Below are 19,064 nucleotides of genomic sequence, written 5' to 3'. Positions count from 1 at the left end.
CGCGGCAAGTTCCTCAGCCAGCGCGCCCTCGAACGCCACCGTGCCGACTACCGCCAGGCCGAAGGTCGCGGTGACCAGACCAAACTCGTCAGCGGCCACTTCATGGAAATGTCCGACCACCCGCGCAGCGAGTGGAACGACCTGTGGCTGCTCACCGAAATCTTCCACGAAGGCAAACAGCCGCAAGTCCTCGAAGAGTCGGTCACCAGCGACACCACCGACAACAAGGACGACTTCCACCAGGGCTATCGCAACCGCTTCCTCGCCACCCCGTGGGACGTGTTCTACCGCCCCGCGCTGGAGCACCCGAAACCCCGCGTGCTCGGCAGCCAGACCGCCATGGTCACCGGCCCCAAAGGCGAAGAAATTCACTGCGACCAATACGGCCGCATCAAGGTGCAATTCCACTGGGACCGCGAAGGCCTGGCCGACGACAAAACCAGCTGCTGGCTGCGCGTCTCCAGCTCCTGGGCCGGCGACCGCTATGGCGCCATCTCCATCCCGCGCATCGGCATGGAAGTCCTCGTCACCTTCCTCGAAGGCGACCCCGACCAACCCCTCGTCACCGGCTGCCTGTACCACAAGGAAAACCCGGTGCCGTACGCCCTGCCGGCGAACAAAACCCGCAGCGTCTTCAAAACCCTCAGCTCCCCGGGCGGCGGTGGCTACAACGAACTGCGCATCGAAGACAAAAAAGGCGCCGAACAAATCTTCATCCACGCCCAGCGCGACTGGGATGAAAACGTCGAACACGACCAGAAGATTCGCGTCGGGAATGAACGTCACGACACGGTGGTGAAGAACAGCTACACCGAGCTCAAGGCAGAAGAACACCGCACCACCATCAGCGACCGCAAGATCGAAGCGCGGATGGACGACCACCTGACTATTGGCGAGAGCCAGCATGTGAAGCTCGGGACGGCGCAACTGACCAGTGTCGGGAAAGAGATTCACATCAAGGCTGGGGACAAGATTGTCATTGAGGCGGGGACTGAGCTGACGATTCTCGGCGGTGGCAGTTTCATCAAGCTCGATGGCGGTGGTGTGACGGTGGTTGGGCCGGTGGTGAAGATTAATGCTGGCGGGTCGGCTGGGTCGGGGACCGGGATCGGGATTAAGCCGCCGGTGCTGCCGGGGGCGGCGGATAAGGATAAGGCGGGGAGTTTGATGGATCAGGCGTTGTTGAATGCGCCGCCTGAGAAGGTTAAGCCGAAGGCTTTTTTTGTGTTTTCTGAGTGATCGACATGAATGGTTTTTTGAAGAAGAGGCACGGCTTCGCGGTAGCGGCGTTCACCGCCTCGCTGCTGAGCCTGTTTCATGGCAGCGCTTATGCAGATGAGTGTCCGTCTGAGGACTTTTCCCAGTTCCTGCCGGCGTTCTCTGCGAATGCTGAAACTCAGCAGCGGTTGACTGCGATGACGGTGAAGTCGCTGGTTTTGAAACCGGTGGGAGAACATGGTGTTTTTGAGCCGCAAACGACGGGAGTCAAGAGCTCCAATTTGCGGTTTCCGCTATTGGCGCCTGTCGGCACAGATAAGACTGACGGCGTAGAGGTCGAAGCGATTGACGAAAGTCATTTCAACGTTGTGGACAAGCGAGCAGGTAACAGCCACATCAAGATCTTCAACTTTTCTCGCCAAGCGTGTTGGGTGCTTGAGGGTGTTGAAGATTGGTCGATCAGAGAGAAAGATCTCGTAGAGGCGAGCAATGCCCACATGAGCGAGGCAGAGAACTTTTGCTTCCAGCGTGCAGAAGCCTTCAGAGGCCTGGGGGGGCTAGAGCAGTACCGACTCACAGGTGAGTTATTTGAAGCTTCTTTGGAAAACTACCTATGCGCAGCAGCTTCCGGTGATCCTCAGGCTAGTTTGAATGCTGCAAGTTTGAGCCTTTCTGGCATGGCCCCGCAGCTAGAAACTAATAAAGTTGAACAGCTATTCAAGGCAGCAGCGACCACTTTGCCTGAGGGTGCGATGAGCCTTTCGTTGTTTTACTGCGATGGAAACAATGTTTCCTCTGATGCTCCATGCCAGCATCCAGCAGAGGCTGAAGAAGCGTTGACGCAGGCGGCCCGTATGGGAGACGCCTTTGCAACAAATGCACTCGGTCGAGCCTTTGAAACTGGAGAACTGGTTACTAAGGACATGTCCAGGGCGATTGCCTGCTACCAACTCGCTGCTCAAAAAGGCAGCAAAGGGTCTATCGCACATTTGGAACGTCTGAGTAAGCAGCCTGCTGGAATTGCTAAAGCCAGCTATTGCTATTGATTATTGCAGGAAGCAGAAATGACAGAACCACTGGATTTATCTGGAAATTACACCAGCGCGAATTATAGCTATAAGGAGGGCGGGGATGGTTACGCCGTAGAGAATGGTAAAAAGGTTGTCGACTGTTCTCATATGGTTAACTTGTTGCTGACGGGGGCGGGCTACGAAGTTCCTTACCAGAATACCGCTGGGCTTAATAGCCAGGAAGCGCTCAAATATTACGATGTAATAAGCCCGGCTAATGTGAAGCGGGGAGATATCGTACTCTGGATTAATGCCACGTCAAATCATCAAAATAAGACGTTGAACCATACAGGTATTGTAGAAAGTTATGACAGTACGCTGGATTCTGAGTTTGGAGAATTCTTCGGAGCACAAAGTTCTGGGCCAGCCACTGCCAAATTCGGTGCCCTTGGGAAGGCTTGGTATTGGCCAGTGCCTACAAAATTCTTAAGGGTTAAAGAGTCGACTCGGACGGGGGGGGGAGCTCCAGCTCCAGCTCCCGCTCCCGCACCCGCAGCTGCAGCACCATTGATGAGTTTTCAATATCCATTCAGAAAACCAGATGGTAAGCAGTTCACTGGAGCAGATGAAGTATACAAAGCACTTGAAAACGAAACTTCTGGTCACTTCTTGCTTGGCAGTAATAAATTCTGGCATGGCGGAATTCATATCAGCAGTGCAAGTGCTCCGCAATGCGTATTAGATGAGCCAATACGCTGCATTGCAGATGGTGAGGTGGTTGCTTATCGGCTTAATAAAGACTATCTGGAGTCAATATTTGACGCCGGCGGTGATAACAAAAAACTAAAATATTCAAACTCATTTTGTTTGGTTCGGCACGAATATAAGTCCGCACCTAATCCAGAGGAAGGTGCAAATAAGAATAAGCAAAACAAGCTAGTATTTTTTAGTCTGTATATGCATCTTTTGCCTTTCGATCGTTATCCTTTGCCGTCTGCGGATGTACCTAAGCCCAAAGTAACGATGATGGTTGGTGATTTTAATGCATACGAGGAGCTTCCTGTATCCAGCAGTATAGTTTCTTTAGGTAAGTTGGCTAAAGGTACCAAGCTGGAAATTTTAGATCAAAAGCCTATTGCTGATACCGATCGTATATATGCTAAAGGCAAGATCATTTCTGGTGATGTGAAACTAGGTTCTCAGAAAACAAAAGAGGTAGGCGGTGAAGTTTGGTTTGCTTATTTGAAGGGCGGTGAGCCGTATAAAAATAACGCTGGCGATAGAATTTGGACTGCTGATAAGGTGCCGGAACGGGAGCGCCCTAATTATTGGCAGGGGAAAGTGAAGGGGACAGTTGTTAATAAACTTCCTCTTTATGAGGCCCCCCTAGATGCAAGCAATGGAAAACCGGCAGGCGCTCCGCACGGCACTATGCAGTTGATTATGAATAGTGTCGTGGAATTCGACAGTCAGAAGGTACTTAATTTAGTACTAGGCACGTCAGTGAAGCGAATGGCTGAATGTACTTTGATAAGTGGCGATCTGGTTGCTGCTGGAAATATACCGCCTAAATTTTGGGCGTGTGTCGAAAATACGCCGGAAAACAATGTGTTGAAGTGGAATGTAACTGAGCCGGCGGCTGTTGATTCTGTTTTAAATGTTGGTGTCGGAATTAAGGCAGGAGATCCGGTAGGGTATCTAGGCCAAATAGAAAATATTACTGAGGCAGGAGATGTCAGCGAGAAATTTCAGGTTCATGTAGAGGTTTTTACTGCTGATGCAAGTGTTGAAGATTTTTTAAAGAATACTGCTGGTTTGAAAACTGGGAAGAAGTATTTGTCCGTGGTAAAAGGCACCTCCCTTAGGCTAAAACCACCAGCGGCGGGAGAAGTGATTCTCAAGGAGTCGCACGCTATCGATTTAAGCAAGATAGCAATTTATAAGGACTCGCAAGAGTGGTACGAGGTTAATGTCAAAGACGAAGGTCAAAGCGTGGCTGGATTGATAAAAAAAGCCGGCGCGCCGTTAATCTCGCAGCATGATTGGGAGAAGCTCGGTTTTCAAGTAGTTGAAGAGTCGAACGCCACTGCTGATGGTTTTCTCGATCCGAACGATATGCCCATTTTCTTCAAGAAATTGTTTGATAAGATCGATAAGGACAATAATAAAGAAATAGATGCTTCAGAGTTGGCTGATGCGTTGAAGGATACTGATACGCGCTCCCAATGGTCAAAGCTTGTCGCCAGGCACCCAACTGAGTGGAAAGATAAGGCTAATCAACCAAAATGGAGTCGGCTGGATGATATTTTGGCTCATTCGCCAAAACTAAAAGCCCATGAGAAAGAGAGGATCGATAATCTTATCTTCTGGGAGGAGCTATCTGGAAAGGCTTCACCTGAAACCAGTCTGGTTTGGCATTTTCATCCTATAGAGTTTGTCTCAGGGTTTACCTCCTCTGTTTCGGAGCTAATTTCTTTCGATCAAATGAAGAAAATGTTTCCGGACTCTTCTGAGGAAAAGCGTGAAGAGGTTAGGGGGGTATTTAATAAGTATGCTGATCGTTTTGAAATCAACACTGCACCGAAAATGGCACAATTTTTTGCCCAAGTTAAAACTGAGGTTGGTAGTGCGTTGGTAGGAAAAGTGGAAGATCTTTGGTATTCCGCTGAAGCTCTCAGATCTAAGTTTGGAAGATATTTTAATACCTATCCTGCCGAAGCAGAATTGTATGGGTATAAACGTATTACGATGGCGCAGTATAATGCGTTAAGTCCCGCGGCGAAAAGTGCCTATACGATTAGAAAGAATAAGGCTTATTCTCAGTTTCCCAATGAAGATGAGATAGCAAAGCGTATCTATTGCTGCAACTCGGCTCAAGGTGCATTTGTGTTGACTGCGGGTGGCTGCGAAGAAGGTAAAAAATATAAAGGTAAAGGATTTATACAGCTAACATGGAAGTCGAACTATCAGGCGGTAGAAGACCGCTTAAAACAAAAAATTCCTGAAGAAACCATTGAAATGGTTTCTAATCCAGATCAATTGCTGGATACGAAAATAGGGCTCTTATCGGCTATGGGATTTTGGGATGTGAATAATATAAATAATCTAGTCGCACCGGACACGGATTCCACTAATAAAATTACGGAAGTTGTTAACAAGCATACTGACAGCTATGGGGAGCGCAGAACTAATTTTACCGCTATCTATCAGGAGCTTAATAAGTGATTAGTTCAAAAAATGTTTTTGGGCTACAGATTTTTTTGTTTGCAACTTTTGCTAGTCAGTTCTCGTGGGCAGATCCGAGCGAAGTTATTCCTTCTCCAGAAAGAGTAAAAAAAGAGCTTGCTATAAATTTGATTCCCGGAATGGGGGCTCAAAAGCTTATAGTTGAAAGGAATGATAATGCATCACTTCCCGATAGGTTAGTTTTGCTTGCTGATGTGTCGGGGGGAAGAAAAGTTATCTTTAGCGCAAGCTCCGCATTGGCTAAAATTAACAATGCTTATTCACCTAATAGTTTTGATGGCTTTGAAGTGTCGGTTCTTCAAGGTGTTGATAAAACTATAAGTGTTGTGGACTCTCAGGCGGAAACTTATACGTTTAATTCAGACTCGCACGTTGTAGGAGATGTTGTGAGCTTGATTACCAAAAAAGAAGATGAGGTCATACATAATTTTAACCTTCAGTTTCAATATGATGCCGCTCGTAAAATCGTTGCGGTTAGTCAGCTTGTGTATACAGTTAATAATGACTCTTGTGATCGGTCTCTTAAGAGTGCCTATGTTTTACCTGTAAATGACTTGATTTCTAGATCTCTCGTGAGTTTTGATGGGGCTGGTGCATTTGAGTATCTTCAGAAGTTAAATTTTGAAATTCAAGAAGGTCGAATTAAGCGGCAGAAGCTCATGTCGTCATTTGTAGTGTCGACAGCTGATCAAGCACTAGCGGCATTTAAAGGGAATGACAAAAACAAACTAATCAAATCTATGGGGAGTCTTGTTGCCGATGGGGGCGATAGCGAATCGTGCGCGCCTGAGAGTTATATAGCTGAGGCTTACTACTACCCTGATAAAGTTAGTTGGTCTAACGATCTTGGTTTTTTGTTTGCTGAGGCTGGGTACTATGCGGAATCTGTTGAGCTGCTAAAAAAAGTCATTTCTGAAAATCCAGAAAGAACGGTCGCCTACTTAAATATAGCGGATGCTTACTGGGCTCTAAGTCGAAAGGAATTAGCGGCGGAGAGCTACAAGAAATATAGTTCTATGATGCAGCAGTCAGGTAAGGTTGCGAAAATTCCAAAGAGAGTTGTGGAACGATCTGGCTCTTGACTATCTGGGGGCGATTGGAGCAATACAGCTTCGATAATACCCAGCGCTCATTTGGTTCGAAGGGTTCCTGGGAAGAGCTGATCAAGGTTTATGGCGTGACGAAGAGGCAGTTGCAGTCGGAAAGTCCGTCAGTGAAAAGGATCGACTATGGGCAGCCTTAAATGGGTGATGATAGTCATGAGCCTGTTCGTTTCTGCCTATGCCTTGGCTGAGAACATTCAGATCGTCGGGGTTGGCGGGGACATGTTGACGCTGAAGGATAAGAAATGGAGCAGGCCTGTTCCGGAGTCTGCGGTCGCCTCGTTTACCGCGAATGGCAAAACTTTCCCCCTCTATGTTTCCGACGTTGGTACCGAAGCGCATGACAATTGGCTAAGCCCTGACAAAAAAACAGTGCTGCTTCTTCAGACTCTGTATGGCGTTGTCATTGGTCAAGAGGGCGAAGAAATTCCAACAGAGGAGACGGGTTGCGGTGTCATTTCGATGGAGACCGGTTGCGTACTGAGTCAGCACGTAGCCACGTTTTGCTACGGCAAGTGGGAGGGCAACCGATGGACTTCCGGTGAGGGGGAGGTTCTTGACCTTGCCTTGACGACACCATCTCCAACGGATTTGTTGAATCAAGTCTCAAGTATTGAGATGCCGCAATCCCGCGTGGAAGAACTCGAATTCAATCTTCGCACTATAAGTCCAGACGCCTATATGGCTTGTCACCCACCGGCGCGGAATGTTCAAGCTCTCAACGACCTGGCCTTCTACTTGGCCGAGGGCGGTAACGATGAGCTTGCACTGAAGTTTTATCGCGGCGTTGAGGCCGTCGGTAAGCGCACCGTGCTGATGTTGAACATCGCCGATTCACTCTGGCGCCTTGATCGCAAAGACGAAGCGCAGCGTTATTACAGCCAGTACCGCGACGCGATGAGCGCCGACGGCAAGGCGCAGAAAATACCTCAACGTGCAGTTGAGCGATCCGTTATTCAGGGAATGAAAAATTGAATATGTTTGTGCGCTTTATTGCGTTGTCCTTTGGATGCCTGTTTGCCTCTTTCGCTATGGCCGATGACGACTGCAAAGAGATCACCGTGAGCTCGCAGGTTGATCGCTGCGTGGAGGCGGCCCGTAAGGAAGCCGATGCACAGCTCAATATCAGCTACAAAAAACTATTGGCGCGCTTCGAGTCTCAGCAGCGGAGCGACCCGGAGCAGGGCAAGACGCTGGTTGCCATGGCCAGAGAATCCCAGCGCGCCTGGATCAAACTGCGCGACACCACGTGCCCGCTCGAAGCCACTGAAATTCAGCCCGGGATGGCTGCGCATGTCACGACCATCAACAACTGCATTGCCAGAGTAAGCCTGGAGCGTGCGGCTTATCTGGACACGATCATCGCTGATGAGCCGGGGAGTGTGGTTGATCTCAACAAGGTGTCCAGAACTGACGCCCATCGATTTGGCGATGTCGTGGCACGTTATGTCAGCACCTTTGGCAGCCCATGCCTGACGGTTCAAGTTCTGGCGCCTAACGGCGATTGGAGAGTGCTTTCCTCTAGGCAGTTTTGCAGTTTTGACGGCAAATCGTTTTGGTCGGGTTATACCGACGCGGGATTTGAGGGGCACGTATTTGCGGATGACGGTTTACACGTGACACTTAGCCTGACAGAGCTTCGTCCTATCGGCGAAAAGCGCCTCGCCTGTGTGATTCCGATTCAGAACGAGCAGATCAAAGAGCTGAAGTGCGGCGCATCCGAGCCCGGTGTCTCGAAGACTTTTGGACGGGTAGCTGAGCGCAGCGCCGGAGTATCCGGATCATGATCAAACTCAAGGCGTTATTTGAACTGGTCGCGGGTGCTTCTTTGGCTGCATTGCTGGTTCCTGCGCATGCCCAAGAAACCTGCAATCCCGACAGCTTTTCCAATCCCGATATGATCATTTGCGGTCAGCAGACTTTCGAAAAAGTCGACGCAGTGCTGAATGAGCAATACAAGAAAGCGCTGGTCAGTTTGGCGCCCGCCGACAAGAAGCAACTGACTGATGTGCAAAAGAAGTGGGTGCGCTTCAAAGAGGCGTATTGCGAGGATATCTATCAGTCGGCTTTACCCGGTGCAGAGGCGCCCATCGAAAGGCTTGCGTGTCTGGTGCAAACAACCAATGCCCGGTTGGGAGAGTTAATCGCTCTACAGACTGGGTTACCCCTGGACGGCTTTTACAAAGCTGCGTCGGTCATGGCGGGGCAGGATCGAGAGAAAGGTCTGGTGGCTTCGATGGAGCGATTGGGGGGTGACAACTTCGACGATCCGTTGTGGCGGCAGTACGTCGATGGGCACTGCGAAATGAGTGAGCGTGTGTTCCGGGAGGACATCGCTAACTGCGCAGTGCGAATGCGCTTTCAATTACCTCTTAATCGTTGAAGGAATGAACGGTTTGAAAACTGCCTCAATGTTCTTTGTTGCGTTGCTGTGTCTTTCTCCGCTTGCCGCCCATAGCGAAGTCTCAACGCGGGTTTCTTGCTTTCGCTCACTTGATGGAAAAAACATCAATTTCGAATTCAGAACCTATTTCGACACTGTCACTAAATGGGGCGGCGCAGGTGTCAGGTATAGCAAGTCGAAGAAAGCTATCCCCCTTGTCTATCGGAACACCGAGGACGAGGTCATGACTGAGGAAGGCCCTCATCAGTTCACGACGACGTGGGTAGAAGTTTCTGACGGTGTGGTGACTGGAGAATATGAGATGGCAACTCAGGGTGCGAGGGTGAATTCGATGCATTACAGGAATTACAAATCGGGCAAGCAGTACTCGTTCGATCAGGACATCACCATGGAGGCGACACCTGAGACCGGTTGCCGATGGTAAGAACGAATAGTTTCGAAAGGGGACTCAACGTCCCCTTTTTTCCGCCCGCGATTCAGCTACGGCTTGGCCTGATACTCCCGAAACTCAATGTGATCGAGCGTGCCTTCCACCATCAACCGCACGCCGTCCGCCATTCTGCTCAGACCCAGTGCCATCGAGCGGCGGGGGCCGTCGAGGTCGTCGGCCAGGTTGGCGGCGATGGCGCTGATGGACAGGAGGTCTTCGGAGGCGTTTGCCATGAGGGCTTCGGCGTCGGTGTCGGGGCAGAGGGCGAACAGGCCGCCCAGGCGTTTGGGGCGTGGGGCGCTGGGTTTGAAATGGTGGTCGAGAGCTCGTTCGGCGGCTTCGTGGAGTTTCTTTGAGTCTGGGAATTCGTAAGGGGAAACTTCTTCGTCAGTGAAGGTTGGGTCGATCATCGGTGTAAATCCTTTTGAGTTGGAAAGATTTGCTCCGGTTTTCGGACTTGCACATCCGGTCACCAATTTTGCGGTGACGGAAAGAGGTTATCGATGAACTCCGAGCACGCCTAGTTCATGGACAGCACCGCAGTTTGAAGGACATTTCCCAAGGATTTGCGAGGTAGAAGACAGAAAGATCGCGGCCTCCGGCGGCTCCTACAGGAATGTGTTTCTTCAGGTGTAGGACGGGGGATGGTGTGACGCGGAGCGTCACGGGAGGCATTCCCACGCGGAGCGTGGGAACGATCAGGTTCGGGAGTTGGAATTCGTGACTTGGTAGTCATCTGGCAGGAAAAGACCTACATCGTCTTCTATCAGTCTTGGATAGTGGCGAATTCGTCCGAATCCCTTACACTCCCCCGGCCGTTCATTTTCCTTTTGAGGCTGTGCGCATGAAATTTCGTTTTCTTCTGTGGATGCTGGGTCTGTTGATGGGTAAGGCCAGTCGGACAAATCCTGCGTTCCAGCAGCAGTTGGGTGACAAGGATCTGGTGTTTCAGCTGCAGACTCTGGACGGGAAGGTGGCGCGGCATTTCGTGGTCAAAGACCAGCGCATTACCAGCAAGTCTGGCGTGGTGGCGGAGCCGGCGTTTGCGATTGCGTTCAAGGACGCGGCGTTCGGGTTTGCCACGATGCAGGCGAAGAACAAGCAGCTGGCGTTCATGCAGGGGATTCAGGACAAGTCGATCCAGCTCAAGGGCAATCCGGCGCTGGTGATGTGGTTTCAGGGGTTGATGAAGTATTTGAAGCCGCGGAAGGCCAAGCCGAAGGCATAGGTCTTTTAGGTAGCTTGCCGGGGCGGTTCAGCCTCTTCAGCTATCCGGCTCAGGAGGCTCGGAGTCCAGCGAATTTTGAAGATATCCAGCCGTCTCGAAGTCGCCGAATGGATCGAAAGTCATGCGCTACGTTTCTGTGCACGCCTTTCCTGAAGGTAGCGCCCTTGGAGCGCGAGGATTTCAGATTTGCTCAGAACGCCTTTTCGCTTGAGGTTGACGAGCAACTGTTCGATGCCATCCAGTTCGACGACATCACCAGCCAAGCGGGTAATCCCCACGGCCATACGGCTCATGCCGTCACGTCTGGCCGTAACCTTGTTGTCTTTGGCTAGCTTGCGAACTTCGCTTGCAACGCTGACAGCATCTGTTCGGGTCATCGGAATTTCCTCTGTTTGCCGTCAAATCATAGCAGCGCGCTAGTTTGCTGTCGTTGCTGGCAAAGTGACCGAAATCTGTGCAACCAGGGCCCTATTTGCAATCAGAAAAAAGGCCCTGGTAGACGTTCCGAAGAGTGCTTTAAGCCTGGCTGAACTGCGAAGCCAGTTCACGCAGCAGCACTTCCGCCTCAAGCACTTTGCTGACCACATCATTGGCCTTATCGCGAGTCAGGCCAACACGCTCCAGTAGCGCATCCGGAATGTCTTCATCCGGGCCGGAGCCGATTCCGCGACTGCGCAGCAGGCGCACGGCCAGGCAGACGAGGTTCGGGTATTCGGCGTAGGCGCCGTCGTAGTTCGGGTCGTGCTGGAAGCGCAGGGCGGTGGCCAGTTCGTCCGGCATGTCCCAGTAGCGCATCAGCCAGGAGCCGATCTGTTCGCGGCTGATGCCCAGCAGGTGTTGCTCGACATAGCTGTGGCACAGGTGCGGGTTGACCTCCAGGTGGCGGCAGATCAGCGAGAAGTGCGGCGGGAACACGTGGGCCAGCAGCAGGTAGCCGAAGTTGTGCAGCAGGCCGGCGAGGTAGGTCAGGCCGGATTCCGGGCGCTGGGCACGCGGCATGGCGCGGGTCAGGCCTTCGATGACGGCGGCGGTGTAGATCGACTGCTGCCAGTACGGCGTGGTGTGTTGCGGGTGGTCTTTGGGCAGGCTCAGGGTCTTGCCGAGGGCCAGGCCCAGCGCCAGGTTGATCACCAGATCGAAGCCCAGCACGCGGACGATCGCGTCTTCCACCGAACGGATCTTGCCCGGCGAGGCGTAGTACGGCGACGCCGCCCAGCTCACCACTTGCGCGGCCAGTGCCGGGTCGGTTTCGACCACGCCGGTGATGTCGTCGATGGTGGCGTTGGGGTCGACGCGCAGCTTGATGATTTTTTGTGCGGTTTCCGCCAGCGGCGGAATCTCGATGGTCGCTTCCAGACGCTGCTGGATGCGCCGCGCGGTGAACGCCTGCACGGCCTGGGTGATTTCCTCGCGGTCATCGTCCGGGCGGTCGAGGTTCGGACGGATGCTGCTCAGGGCTTCGCCGAAGTTGGCGGCGCTGGCCTTGGTCAGCATGGTCTTGAAGTCTTCGCTGGCGATTTCCAGCAGCAGGCCCGGCTCGCCGGAGTTGATCAGCAACTTCGGCTCGCGCAGCAGGCCTTCTTCGTAGAGGCACGGCGAGCTGGTCAGCGCCGGCAGGCCCGGCAGCAGGCTCAGGCTGTGTTTGCCGAGCATCTTTTCCAGGCGCTCGGTGGACACGGCGGTCAGGCGACGGCCCGTCAGCTCGGCGAGGCGGTTGAGATCCAGCAACTGACTCTGTGGAAACAGCACCATCAGCGCACCGACCGCGTCGTCCAGCAACACCGCCTGCACTTTGCGCGAGGCATTGAGGCCGTGGTGGTCGAGCACTTCTTCGTAGGCGACGCCCAGCTTGTTGAGCAGCAGCCGAATAACAGACGGAGCGTGCGGTGATTCGGGGGCGAGAGCAGCTTCGGTCATGGTCTGTATCCGTTTTTGAAACAATTGCAGGAGTATAACCAGCTTGGTTGGAACGAGCTGTCAGAAACTGCGACGGTGCTCACACTTGGCCGTATTGCTGCCCGTGTCGCAGCCAGCGGTCGAGCAACGGGCTGACGTGGGTAGGCCAGCGTTCGAGCAAGGCCTGGGCGGCATCGCGCACGGCGGGCAGCAGATCGGCGTCGCGCATCAGGTCGGCGACCTTGAATTGCAGCAGACCGGTCTGGCGGGTGCCGAGCATTTCGCCGGGGCCGCGCAGTTCAAGGTCTTTTTCGGCGATGACGAAACCGTCGTTGGTCTCGCGCATGATGCCCAGGCGCTGGCGGCCGATCTGCGACAGCGGCGGATGGTAGAGCAGCACGCAATGGCTGACGGCGCTGCCCCGGCCGACCCGACCGCGCAACTGGTGCAGTTGCGCAAGGCCCAGGCGCTCGGGGTTTTCGATGATCATCAGGCTGGCGTTGGGTACGTCCACGCCGACTTCGATCACGGTGGTGGCGACCAGCAGTTGCAGGTTGCCGGCCTTGAATTCGGCCATGACGGCGGCTTTCTCGGCAGGCTTCATGCGGCCGTGGATCAGCCCGACCTTCAGCTCGCCGAGGGCGGCGGTCAGGTCTTCAAAAGTGGTTTCGGCGGCCTGACAGGTCAGCTCTTCGGACTCTTCGATCAGCGTGCACACCCAATAGGCCTGACGGCCCTCGGCGCAGGCGCTGCGCACCCGCTCGATGACTTCGACGCGACGGGTGTCGGTGACCAGCACGGTGTTGACCGGGGTTCGGCCGGGGGGCAGTTCGTCGAGGATCGAGGTGTCGAGGTCGGCGTAGGCGCTCATCGCCAGCGTCCGCGGAATCGGCGTGGCGGTCATGATCAGTTGATGCGGACACATGCGCCCGCCGACGCCTTTCTGCCGCAGCGCCAGACGTTGCTGCACGCCGAAGCGGTGTTGTTCGTCGATGATCACCAGCGCGAGGTTCTTGAACTGCACTTCATCCTGGAACAGCGCGTGGGTGCCGACCACCATCGGCGTGCCGCTGGCGATCTGTTCCAGCGCGGCGACGCGGTTCTTGCCCTTGAGCTTGCCGGCCAGCCAGGCCACGTCGATGCCCAGCGGTTCGAGCCAGCGCTTGAAGGTGATGAAGTGTTGTTCGGCGAGGATCTCGGTCGGCGCCATCAGCGCGACCTGATAGCCCGCCTCCAGCGCTTGCAGCGCGGCGAGGGCGGCGACCACGGTTTTGCCCGCGCCGACGTCGCCCTGAATCAGCCGCAGCATCGGCTCGTGCTGACTGAGGTCGTAGGCGATTTCGTTGCCGACTCGTTGCTGGGCGCCGGTCGGGTTGAAGCCGAGGTTGGCCAGGTATTTCGCCGGCAGCTTGGTGGCTTTCGGCATCGCCGGCGCGCGCAGGGAGCGCATGCTTTCGCGCAGGCGCTGCTGCGATAGCTGGTGGGTCAGCAGTTCTTCGAAAGCCAGGCGATGCTGGGCCCAGTGATGGCCGAGGGCGAGTTCGTCGACGTCGGCATCGGCGGGCGGGTTGTGCAGGTAGCGGATCGCGTCGGCCAGCGGCGCCAGTTGATAGTCGCGGGCCAGTTCGGTCGGCAGCCAGTCGGGCAGGGTGGCCGGCTTGAGCAGGGTCAGCGTCTGCATGCACAACTGGCGCAGACGGGCCTGGGTCAGGCCTTCGGTCAGCGGGTAGACCGGGGTCAGGGTTTCATCCACCGGCGGCGGCTCGTCGCCGTTGATGGCGCGGTATTCCGGGTGGTAGATCTCCAGCCCCGAGGCGCCGGGCCGGGCTTCGCCGTAGCAGCGAATCCGCGTGCCGCGCTTGAGACCTTCTTTCTGCGCGTTGCTGAAGTGGTAGAAGCGCAGGCTCAAGCCACCGGTGCCGTCCTGCAAGCGCACGACGAGGCTGCGGCGTCGGCCCATGACCACGTCGGCGCCGCTGACGGTGCCTTCGACCACGGCGTCCTGCCCCGGCCGCAACGCGCCGATCGGCACCACGCGGGTGCGATCCTGATAACGCAGTGGCAGGTGAAACAGTACGTCCTGGAGGTTTTCCAGGCCGACCTTGGCCAGTTTCTCGGCCATGGCTTCACCGACACCCTTGAGTGCGGTGACCGACACCTGCGACAGCTCCGTCATGACGCTGGCTTAACCGGCCGTGACCGGCGCGGCAGGCTTGGCGACCGAGCACAGGCGAATGGAGTCGGCGAGGATCTCGATGGCTTTCGGCCGTGGGAAGCTGGCGCGCCAGGCGATGGCCACTGTGCGGAACGGCACCGGTGCCGACAACGGACGCACTTCGATCACGCCCGGAGCGTAGTGATGGCTATCTACCGCCGACAGCGGCAGGATCGAGATGCCCAGGCCGGACGCGACCATGTGGCGAATGGTTTCCAGCGAGCTGGATTCGACCGTGGTGTGCTTGGCGCCGTCGTTGCCCTTGGTCAGGGTCGGGCAGGCTTCCAGCACCTGATCGCGGAAGCAATGGCCCTCGCCGAGCAGCAGCAGGCTCTTGTCGTTGAGCAGCGCGGCGTCGATGGATTCTTTCTGGGTCCACGGGTGCTGGGCCGGCATCAGGACGTAGAACGGCTCGTCGTAGAGTTGCAGGGTCAGCACGTCGGCTTCGTTGAACGGCAGGGCGATGATGATTGCGTCCAGCTCGCCGTTGCGCAGTTTGTCGCGCAGCACGTGGGTGAAGTTTTCTTCGATGTACAACGGCATCTGCGGGGCGACCCGGTGCAGTTGCGGAATCAGGTGCGGGAACAGGTACGGGCCGACGGTGTAGATCGCGCCGACTTTCAGCGGGGCGGTCAGCTGGTTCTTGCCGGCCTGGGCCAGTTCGCGAATGCCTTGGGCCTGCTCCAGCACTTTCTGCGCCTGGGCGACGATGCCTTCGCCGACCGGGGTCAGGCGCACGGCGCTTTTGCTGCGCTCGAAAATCAGCACACCGAGTTCGTCTTCAAGCTTTTTCACGCCCACCGACAGGGTCGGCTGGCTGACGTGGCAACGCTCGGCCGCGTGGCCGAAATGCTGCTCTTGGGCGAGGGTAACGATGTAGCGTAATTCTGTGAGAGTCATAGCAAGCGTCCATGAAGATGCGGGCCAAGCATACCGGCTGCAATCGATAGACGCACGTTATCAGACTGAGTGATGAATGCGACACCGGGCAATGCCGGTTTGCCGTGGATGGATAAGCGAAAGGCACCTTGCGGTGCCTTTTTGGCTGGATCAGGCCGGGCTTCGCGAGTGCGAATCAGCGGCGGCGCTCCAGCGAGTACACAAACGGCGCAACGATTTCGATCGCGCCATTGGTCAGCATGTCGGCCGGTGGCTTGGGCAGTGGCTGGGCGCGGCGGATCATTTCCAGGGTGGCCCGGTCCAGATCGGCGTTGCCGGAGCGGCCCACCAGTTCGAACGACAGCACGTTGCCTTCGCCATCGACCACGAAACGCAACCGGTTCAAGCCTTCCTTGCCCCGTGCCTGAGCACTGGCCGGGTACTTCTTGTACTTGGCCAGATGCGCGAGCAGGGTGCCTTGCCAGCTGGCCTTGGCGGCCAATTGTGCAGGCGACGGGCCCGGTGCAGGCTGGGCGGATTTCTCCGTCGGGGCCTGAGTCGGCTGGGTATCGGCCGGCTTCTCTTCGGACGGTTTCTCCTTCGGCGGATCGGGCAGTTTCTTCTCGATCGGCTTCGGCGGTTTGGGTTTCGGCTTGGGCTTCGGTTTCGGTACCGCGATCTCGGCTTTCGGCGCTTCGGCCAGTTTCGGGATCGGCAGTTCCTCAACCGGAGCCGGTGGCTGCGGTGGCGTGACGACTTTCGGCGGTGCAGGCGGTGGCGGGGCCGGAACCGGTGCCAGCTCGACCATCATTGCCTGCGGCGGCAATTCGATGGGCGGGCGGACGTTCCAGTTCAGCGCCAGCGCGATGGCCAGCGCGTGAACACCCAGCACCACGGCCAGGCTACCGCTGTAACGCGTCAGCTTATGGCGCGTGGTGATCATTTCTTGACTGCGCTCTCGAGCCCGACCAGACCGACCTTCAGGTAACCGGCAGCGCGCAGGTTATCCATCACGCTCATCAGGTCGCCGTAATCCACGCCTTTGTCGGCCTGGAAGAAGATCGTCGTGTCTTTCTTGCCCTGGGTCTTGGCGTCGAGGACGGCGCCGAGGGTTTCGGCTTTCACTTCGTCATCGCCAATGAACAGGCGCTGGTCAGCCTTCACGCTGAGGAACACCGGTTTCTCCGGCCGCGGCGCCGGTTTGGCGGTCGAGGCAGGCAGGTCAACCTTGATGTCCACGGTGGCCAGCGGCGCGGCCACCATGAAGATGATCAACAGCACCAGCATCACGTCGATGAACGGCGTGACGTTGATTTCGTGGTTCTCGGCCAGATCGTCGTCTGCGCCTTCTTTCAAATGCAGGCCCATGGCCGATTACCCCACTTTCACCATGTGCGGTTGCGAGCTGTTGCGCTCAGGCTGGTGGTCGAGGTCGCGGCTGACCAGCAGCAGCACCTGAGCCGACGCATCGGACACCTGAGCCTTGTAACCGGCGATGGAGCGGGCAAAGACGTTGTAGATGACCACGGCAGGAATCGCGGCAACCAGACCCAGTGCGGTAGCCAGCAGCGCTTCAGCGATACCCGGTGCTACGACGGCAAGATTGGTGGTCTGGGTTTTGGCGATGCCGATGAAGCTGTTCATGATGCCCCACACGGTACCGAACAGACCGACGAACGGTGCGGTGGAACCGATGGTGGCGAGGACGCCGGTGCCGCTGCTCATGTTGCGGCCACAGGCTGCGACCAGGCGCTCGAGGCGGAAGCTTACGCGCTCCTTGATGCCTTCTTTTTCGCGGGCGTTGGTCGACAGGCGCATTTCTTCCAGCGCGTCGTGTACCAGCAGGTTGGCGAGGGTGCCTTCCTTCGCGGCGGTGGCGCTGGCCTCTTTGAGCGTGGCGGCTTTTTTCAGGGCGGCAATCTCGCCGCGCAGACGACGCTTGGCGCCCATCAGCTCGAAGCCCTTGGCGATCCAGATGGTCCAGGTGATGATCGAGGCGATGGCCAGGCCGATCATCACGGCTTTAACGATCACGTCGGCGTTCTGGTACATGCCCCATGGCGACAGGTCGTGGGCCATGCCCAGGGTGTTGTCGGCTTCAAGGACTTCCGGCGCGTCGGCGGCGCTGGCGTCTACGGCCTGCACCGGGTCGGTCGCGGCAGGTGCGGCGGCCGGAGCGCTTTGCTCGGTGGCAGCTGGCGCGGCCGGGGCTTGTGCGTCAGCGAATGCGGCGACCGGCGCCAGCATCAGGCTGACCAGCAGGGCAGCCACGGCGCTCCAGGCGCGAGGTCGGTTGGTTGGCGAAGCGGAGTTTTGAATGCGTGTCATGCTGGCCGGACCTGAGATAGAAAAACGGTGATGCTCTTCCAGGCCTCGTGAGGCCGAGAACAAAAGTGGCATGCATTATTGCAAGTAATTCTTGTTAACAAAAGTAATAGAGTTGCTTTTTTTCCTTGATTGCTAGCCGCTCGTCCCTTGCCGAGGCTAGTCTGTCGCTTTCCGATGGGAGATTTTTGATGTCCGCGCCTTCTGTTTTGATCGCCGGTTGTGGTGATGTCGGCAGTCGTCTGGCCACGCAATTGCTGGCTGCCGGCTTCCAGGTCTACGGCCTGCGCCGTGATATTTCACGTTTGCCGGACGGCGTTATCGGTGTGGCCGGTGACTTGTTCAATGAGGATTGCCCCGAGACCTGGCCGGTGGGCGCTATCGATTACCTGGTGTATAGCGCGGCGGCCACCGATCACGATGAAGCCGGTTATCGCGCGGCGTATGTGCAGGGTTTGCAGCATGTGCTGGGTTGGCTGAACGATTACGGTCAGGAGCCTGAGCGGCTGCTGTTCGTTTCCAGCAGCAGTGTTTACGGGCAGCAGAACGGCGAATGGGTCGATGAAAAATCCGAAACCGTCGCTGCGGGTTATTCCGGTCGGGTGATGCTGGAGGCCGAGCAGGTTGCGCTCAACAGCGGCATTCCCGCGAGCATCATGCGCCTGACCGGCATTTACGGCCCCGGCCGTGAGTGGTTGCTGACCCAGGTGCGGCGTGGTTATCGGGTGGCGATCGATCCGCCGCTGTATGGCAATCGCATCCATGCCGATGACGCGGCGGGATTGATGGCTTTTCTGCTGGAAGCAGCTCGCAAAGGCGGGGCGCTGGATGACATCTATATCGGCGTGGACGATGCGCCTGCGCCGCTGGCCGAGGTGGTGGCCTGGTTGCGTGAGTATCTGGGGGTCACCGAATGGTCGGAAGACGAGAGCGTACGTCGCACCGGCAGCAAGCGTTGCAGCAATGCCAGGGCGAAGGCGCGGGGTTGGGTGCCCAAATATCCGAGTTATCGCGAGGGGTATGCCGCGATTCTTGAGGGGCGCTGCTGACTTTCGTCATTGCACAGTAAATGTGGGAGCGGGCTTGCTCGCGAAGGCGTCGTGTCAGGCG

18 protein-coding genes are annotated in these 19,064 nt (G+C 56.1%); 10 read left to right on the top strand and 8 right to left on the bottom strand.

The window, feature by feature from the left end:
• From tssI to ACTJK9_RS18590, 8 genes are all read left to right on the top strand, one after another.
• On the top strand, window positions 1–1,239 hold a 1,239-nt coding region (gene tssI / locus ACTJK9_RS18625; protein WP_440815325.1), incomplete at its 5' end, for a type VI secretion system tip protein TssI/VgrG.
• 5 nt (window positions 1,240–1,244) lie between these two features.
• The gene (locus ACTJK9_RS18620; RefSeq protein ID WP_085612092.1) at window positions 1,245–2,264 is read left to right on the top strand and encodes a tetratricopeptide repeat protein; all 1,020 of its coding nucleotides are present in this window, start codon (window positions 1,245–1,247) and stop codon (window positions 2,262–2,264) included.
• Window positions 2,265–2,282: 18 nt separating this feature from the next.
• A complete protein-coding gene (locus tag ACTJK9_RS18615) occupies window positions 2,283–5,453 on the top strand; it encodes a hypothetical protein (protein ID WP_440815321.1) in 3,171 nt (1,056 codons plus the stop codon).
• Window positions 5,450–6,556, top strand: coding sequence for a tetratricopeptide repeat protein (locus ACTJK9_RS18610; RefSeq protein WP_440815318.1), 1,107 nt, complete (start codon window positions 5,450–5,452; stop codon window positions 6,554–6,556). The genes ACTJK9_RS18615 and ACTJK9_RS18610 overlap by 4 nt, the downstream gene beginning before the upstream one ends.
• A 147-nt stretch (window positions 6,557–6,703) precedes the next feature.
• A complete protein-coding gene (locus ACTJK9_RS18605; RefSeq protein ID WP_440815315.1) occupies window positions 6,704–7,552 on the top strand; it encodes a tetratricopeptide repeat protein in 849 nt (282 codons plus the stop codon).
• 2 nt (window positions 7,553–7,554) lie between these two features.
• Window positions 7,555–8,364, top strand: a complete 810-nt coding sequence (locus ACTJK9_RS18600; RefSeq protein WP_440815333.1) for a lysozyme inhibitor LprI family protein — start codon at window positions 7,555–7,557, stop codon at window positions 8,362–8,364.
• Entirely contained in the window at window positions 8,361–8,960 is a 600-nt protein-coding gene (locus tag ACTJK9_RS18595; RefSeq protein WP_440815312.1) for a lysozyme inhibitor LprI family protein, read from the top strand. The genes ACTJK9_RS18600 and ACTJK9_RS18595 overlap by 4 nt, the downstream gene beginning before the upstream one ends.
• A gap of 13 nt (window positions 8,961–8,973) precedes the next feature.
• The gene (locus ACTJK9_RS18590; RefSeq protein ID WP_440815309.1) at window positions 8,974–9,405 is read left to right on the top strand and encodes a hypothetical protein; all 432 of its coding nucleotides are present in this window, start codon (window positions 8,974–8,976) and stop codon (window positions 9,403–9,405) included.
• Window positions 9,406–9,461: 56 nt separating this feature from the next.
• On the opposite strand, the gene ACTJK9_RS18585 is transcribed toward ACTJK9_RS18590, so the two are convergent.
• A complete protein-coding gene (locus ACTJK9_RS18585; RefSeq protein WP_440815306.1) occupies window positions 9,462–9,821 on the bottom strand; it encodes a DUF6124 family protein in 360 nt (119 codons plus the stop codon).
• 434 nt (window positions 9,822–10,255) lie between these two features.
• Between ACTJK9_RS18585 and ACTJK9_RS18580 the strand changes: the two genes are divergently transcribed.
• Window positions 10,256–10,639, top strand: a complete 384-nt coding sequence (locus ACTJK9_RS18580; protein ID WP_096817262.1) for an SCP2 sterol-binding domain-containing protein — start codon at window positions 10,256–10,258, stop codon at window positions 10,637–10,639.
• Between the two features lie 119 nt (window positions 10,640–10,758).
• Here the strand turns inward: ACTJK9_RS18580 and ACTJK9_RS18575 are convergent, their stop codons facing one another.
• From ACTJK9_RS18575 to exbB, 7 genes are all read right to left on the bottom strand, one after another.
• Window positions 10,759–11,016 carry a hypothetical protein gene (locus tag ACTJK9_RS18575; RefSeq protein ID WP_440815303.1) on the bottom strand — a complete coding sequence of 86 codons (258 nt, stop codon included), beginning with the start codon at window positions 11,014–11,016 and terminating at the stop codon, window positions 10,759–10,761.
• Window positions 11,017–11,155: 139 nt separating this feature from the next.
• A complete protein-coding gene (locus tag ACTJK9_RS18570; RefSeq protein ID WP_039765182.1) occupies window positions 11,156–12,556 on the bottom strand; it encodes an aminoacyl-tRNA deacylase and HDOD domain-containing protein in 1,401 nt (466 codons plus the stop codon).
• A 79-nt stretch (window positions 12,557–12,635) separates the two neighbouring features.
• Window positions 12,636–14,711, bottom strand: coding sequence for an ATP-dependent DNA helicase RecG (gene recG / locus ACTJK9_RS18565; RefSeq protein ID WP_011336566.1), 2,076 nt, complete (start codon window positions 14,709–14,711; stop codon window positions 12,636–12,638).
• A gap of 9 nt (window positions 14,712–14,720) precedes the next feature.
• A complete protein-coding gene (locus tag ACTJK9_RS18560) occupies window positions 14,721–15,650 on the bottom strand; it encodes a hydrogen peroxide-inducible genes activator (RefSeq protein ID WP_007954418.1) in 930 nt (309 codons plus the stop codon).
• 175 nt (window positions 15,651–15,825) lie between these two features.
• Window positions 15,826–16,572 (bottom strand): TonB family protein, encoded by a 747-nt coding sequence (locus ACTJK9_RS18555; protein WP_064600428.1) that lies wholly within the window; start codon window positions 16,570–16,572, stop codon window positions 15,826–15,828.
• Entirely contained in the window at window positions 16,569–16,997 is a 429-nt protein-coding gene (exbD, locus tag ACTJK9_RS18550) for a TonB system transport protein ExbD (protein WP_039765185.1), read from the bottom strand. The genes ACTJK9_RS18555 and exbD overlap by 4 nt, the downstream gene beginning before the upstream one ends.
• Before the next feature lie 6 nt (window positions 16,998–17,003).
• Window positions 17,004–17,957 carry a tonB-system energizer ExbB gene (gene exbB, locus ACTJK9_RS18545; RefSeq protein WP_085612085.1) on the bottom strand — a complete coding sequence of 318 codons (954 nt, stop codon included), beginning with the start codon at window positions 17,955–17,957 and terminating at the stop codon, window positions 17,004–17,006.
• A 188-nt stretch (window positions 17,958–18,145) separates the two neighbouring features.
• Between exbB and ACTJK9_RS18540 the strand changes: the two genes are divergently transcribed.
• Window positions 18,146–19,003 carry an SDR family oxidoreductase gene (locus tag ACTJK9_RS18540; RefSeq protein WP_440815299.1) on the top strand — a complete coding sequence of 286 codons (858 nt, stop codon included), beginning with the start codon at window positions 18,146–18,148 and terminating at the stop codon, window positions 19,001–19,003.
• Window positions 19,004–19,064: the final 61 nt, after the last annotated feature.

Source organism: Pseudomonas sp. 22082 (genome assembly GCF_052046055.1).
Taxonomy (GTDB): Bacteria; Pseudomonadota; Gammaproteobacteria; order Pseudomonadales; family Pseudomonadaceae; genus Aquipseudomonas; species Aquipseudomonas pharyngis.
Note: the sequence above shows the minus strand (reverse complement) of the source record. Positions and strands in the feature narration are given on the sequence as shown.

Excerpts from the sequence above, each read along its gene's own strand:
- ACTJK9_RS18620 (WP_085612092.1), top strand. The coding sequence starts at position 1,245 with ATGAATGGTTTTTTGAAGAAGAGGCACGGCTTCGCGGTAGCGGCGTTC.
- ACTJK9_RS18615 (WP_440815321.1), top strand. The coding sequence starts at position 2,283 with ATGACAGAACCACTGGATTTATCTGGAAATTACACCAGCGCGAATTAT.
- ACTJK9_RS18605 (WP_440815315.1), top strand. The coding sequence starts at position 6,704 with ATGGGCAGCCTTAAATGGGTGATGATAGTCATGAGCCTGTTCGTTTCT.
- ACTJK9_RS18600 (WP_440815333.1), top strand. The coding sequence starts at position 7,555 with ATGTTTGTGCGCTTTATTGCGTTGTCCTTTGGATGCCTGTTTGCCTCT.
- ACTJK9_RS18595 (WP_440815312.1), top strand. The coding sequence starts at position 8,361 with ATGATCAAACTCAAGGCGTTATTTGAACTGGTCGCGGGTGCTTCTTTG.
- ACTJK9_RS18585 (WP_440815306.1), bottom strand. The coding sequence starts at position 9,821 with ATGATCGACCCAACCTTCACTGACGAAGAAGTTTCCCCTTACGAATTC.
- ACTJK9_RS18580 (WP_096817262.1), top strand. The coding sequence starts at position 10,256 with ATGAAATTTCGTTTTCTTCTGTGGATGCTGGGTCTGTTGATGGGTAAG.
- ACTJK9_RS18575 (WP_440815303.1), bottom strand. The coding sequence starts at position 11,016 with ATGACCCGAACAGATGCTGTCAGCGTTGCAAGCGAAGTTCGCAAGCTA.
- ACTJK9_RS18570 (WP_039765182.1), bottom strand. The coding sequence starts at position 12,556 with ATGACCGAAGCTGCTCTCGCCCCCGAATCACCGCACGCTCCGTCTGTT.
- recG (WP_011336566.1), bottom strand. The coding sequence starts at position 14,711 with ATGACGGAGCTGTCGCAGGTGTCGGTCACCGCACTCAAGGGTGTCGGT.
- ACTJK9_RS18560 (WP_007954418.1), bottom strand. The coding sequence starts at position 15,650 with ATGACTCTCACAGAATTACGCTACATCGTTACCCTCGCCCAAGAGCAG.
- ACTJK9_RS18555 (WP_064600428.1), bottom strand. The coding sequence starts at position 16,572 with ATGATCACCACGCGCCATAAGCTGACGCGTTACAGCGGTAGCCTGGCC.
- exbD (WP_039765185.1), bottom strand. The coding sequence starts at position 16,997 with ATGGGCCTGCATTTGAAAGAAGGCGCAGACGACGATCTGGCCGAGAAC.
- exbB (WP_085612085.1), bottom strand. The coding sequence starts at position 17,957 with ATGACACGCATTCAAAACTCCGCTTCGCCAACCAACCGACCTCGCGCC.
- ACTJK9_RS18540 (WP_440815299.1), top strand. The coding sequence starts at position 18,146 with ATGTCCGCGCCTTCTGTTTTGATCGCCGGTTGTGGTGATGTCGGCAGT.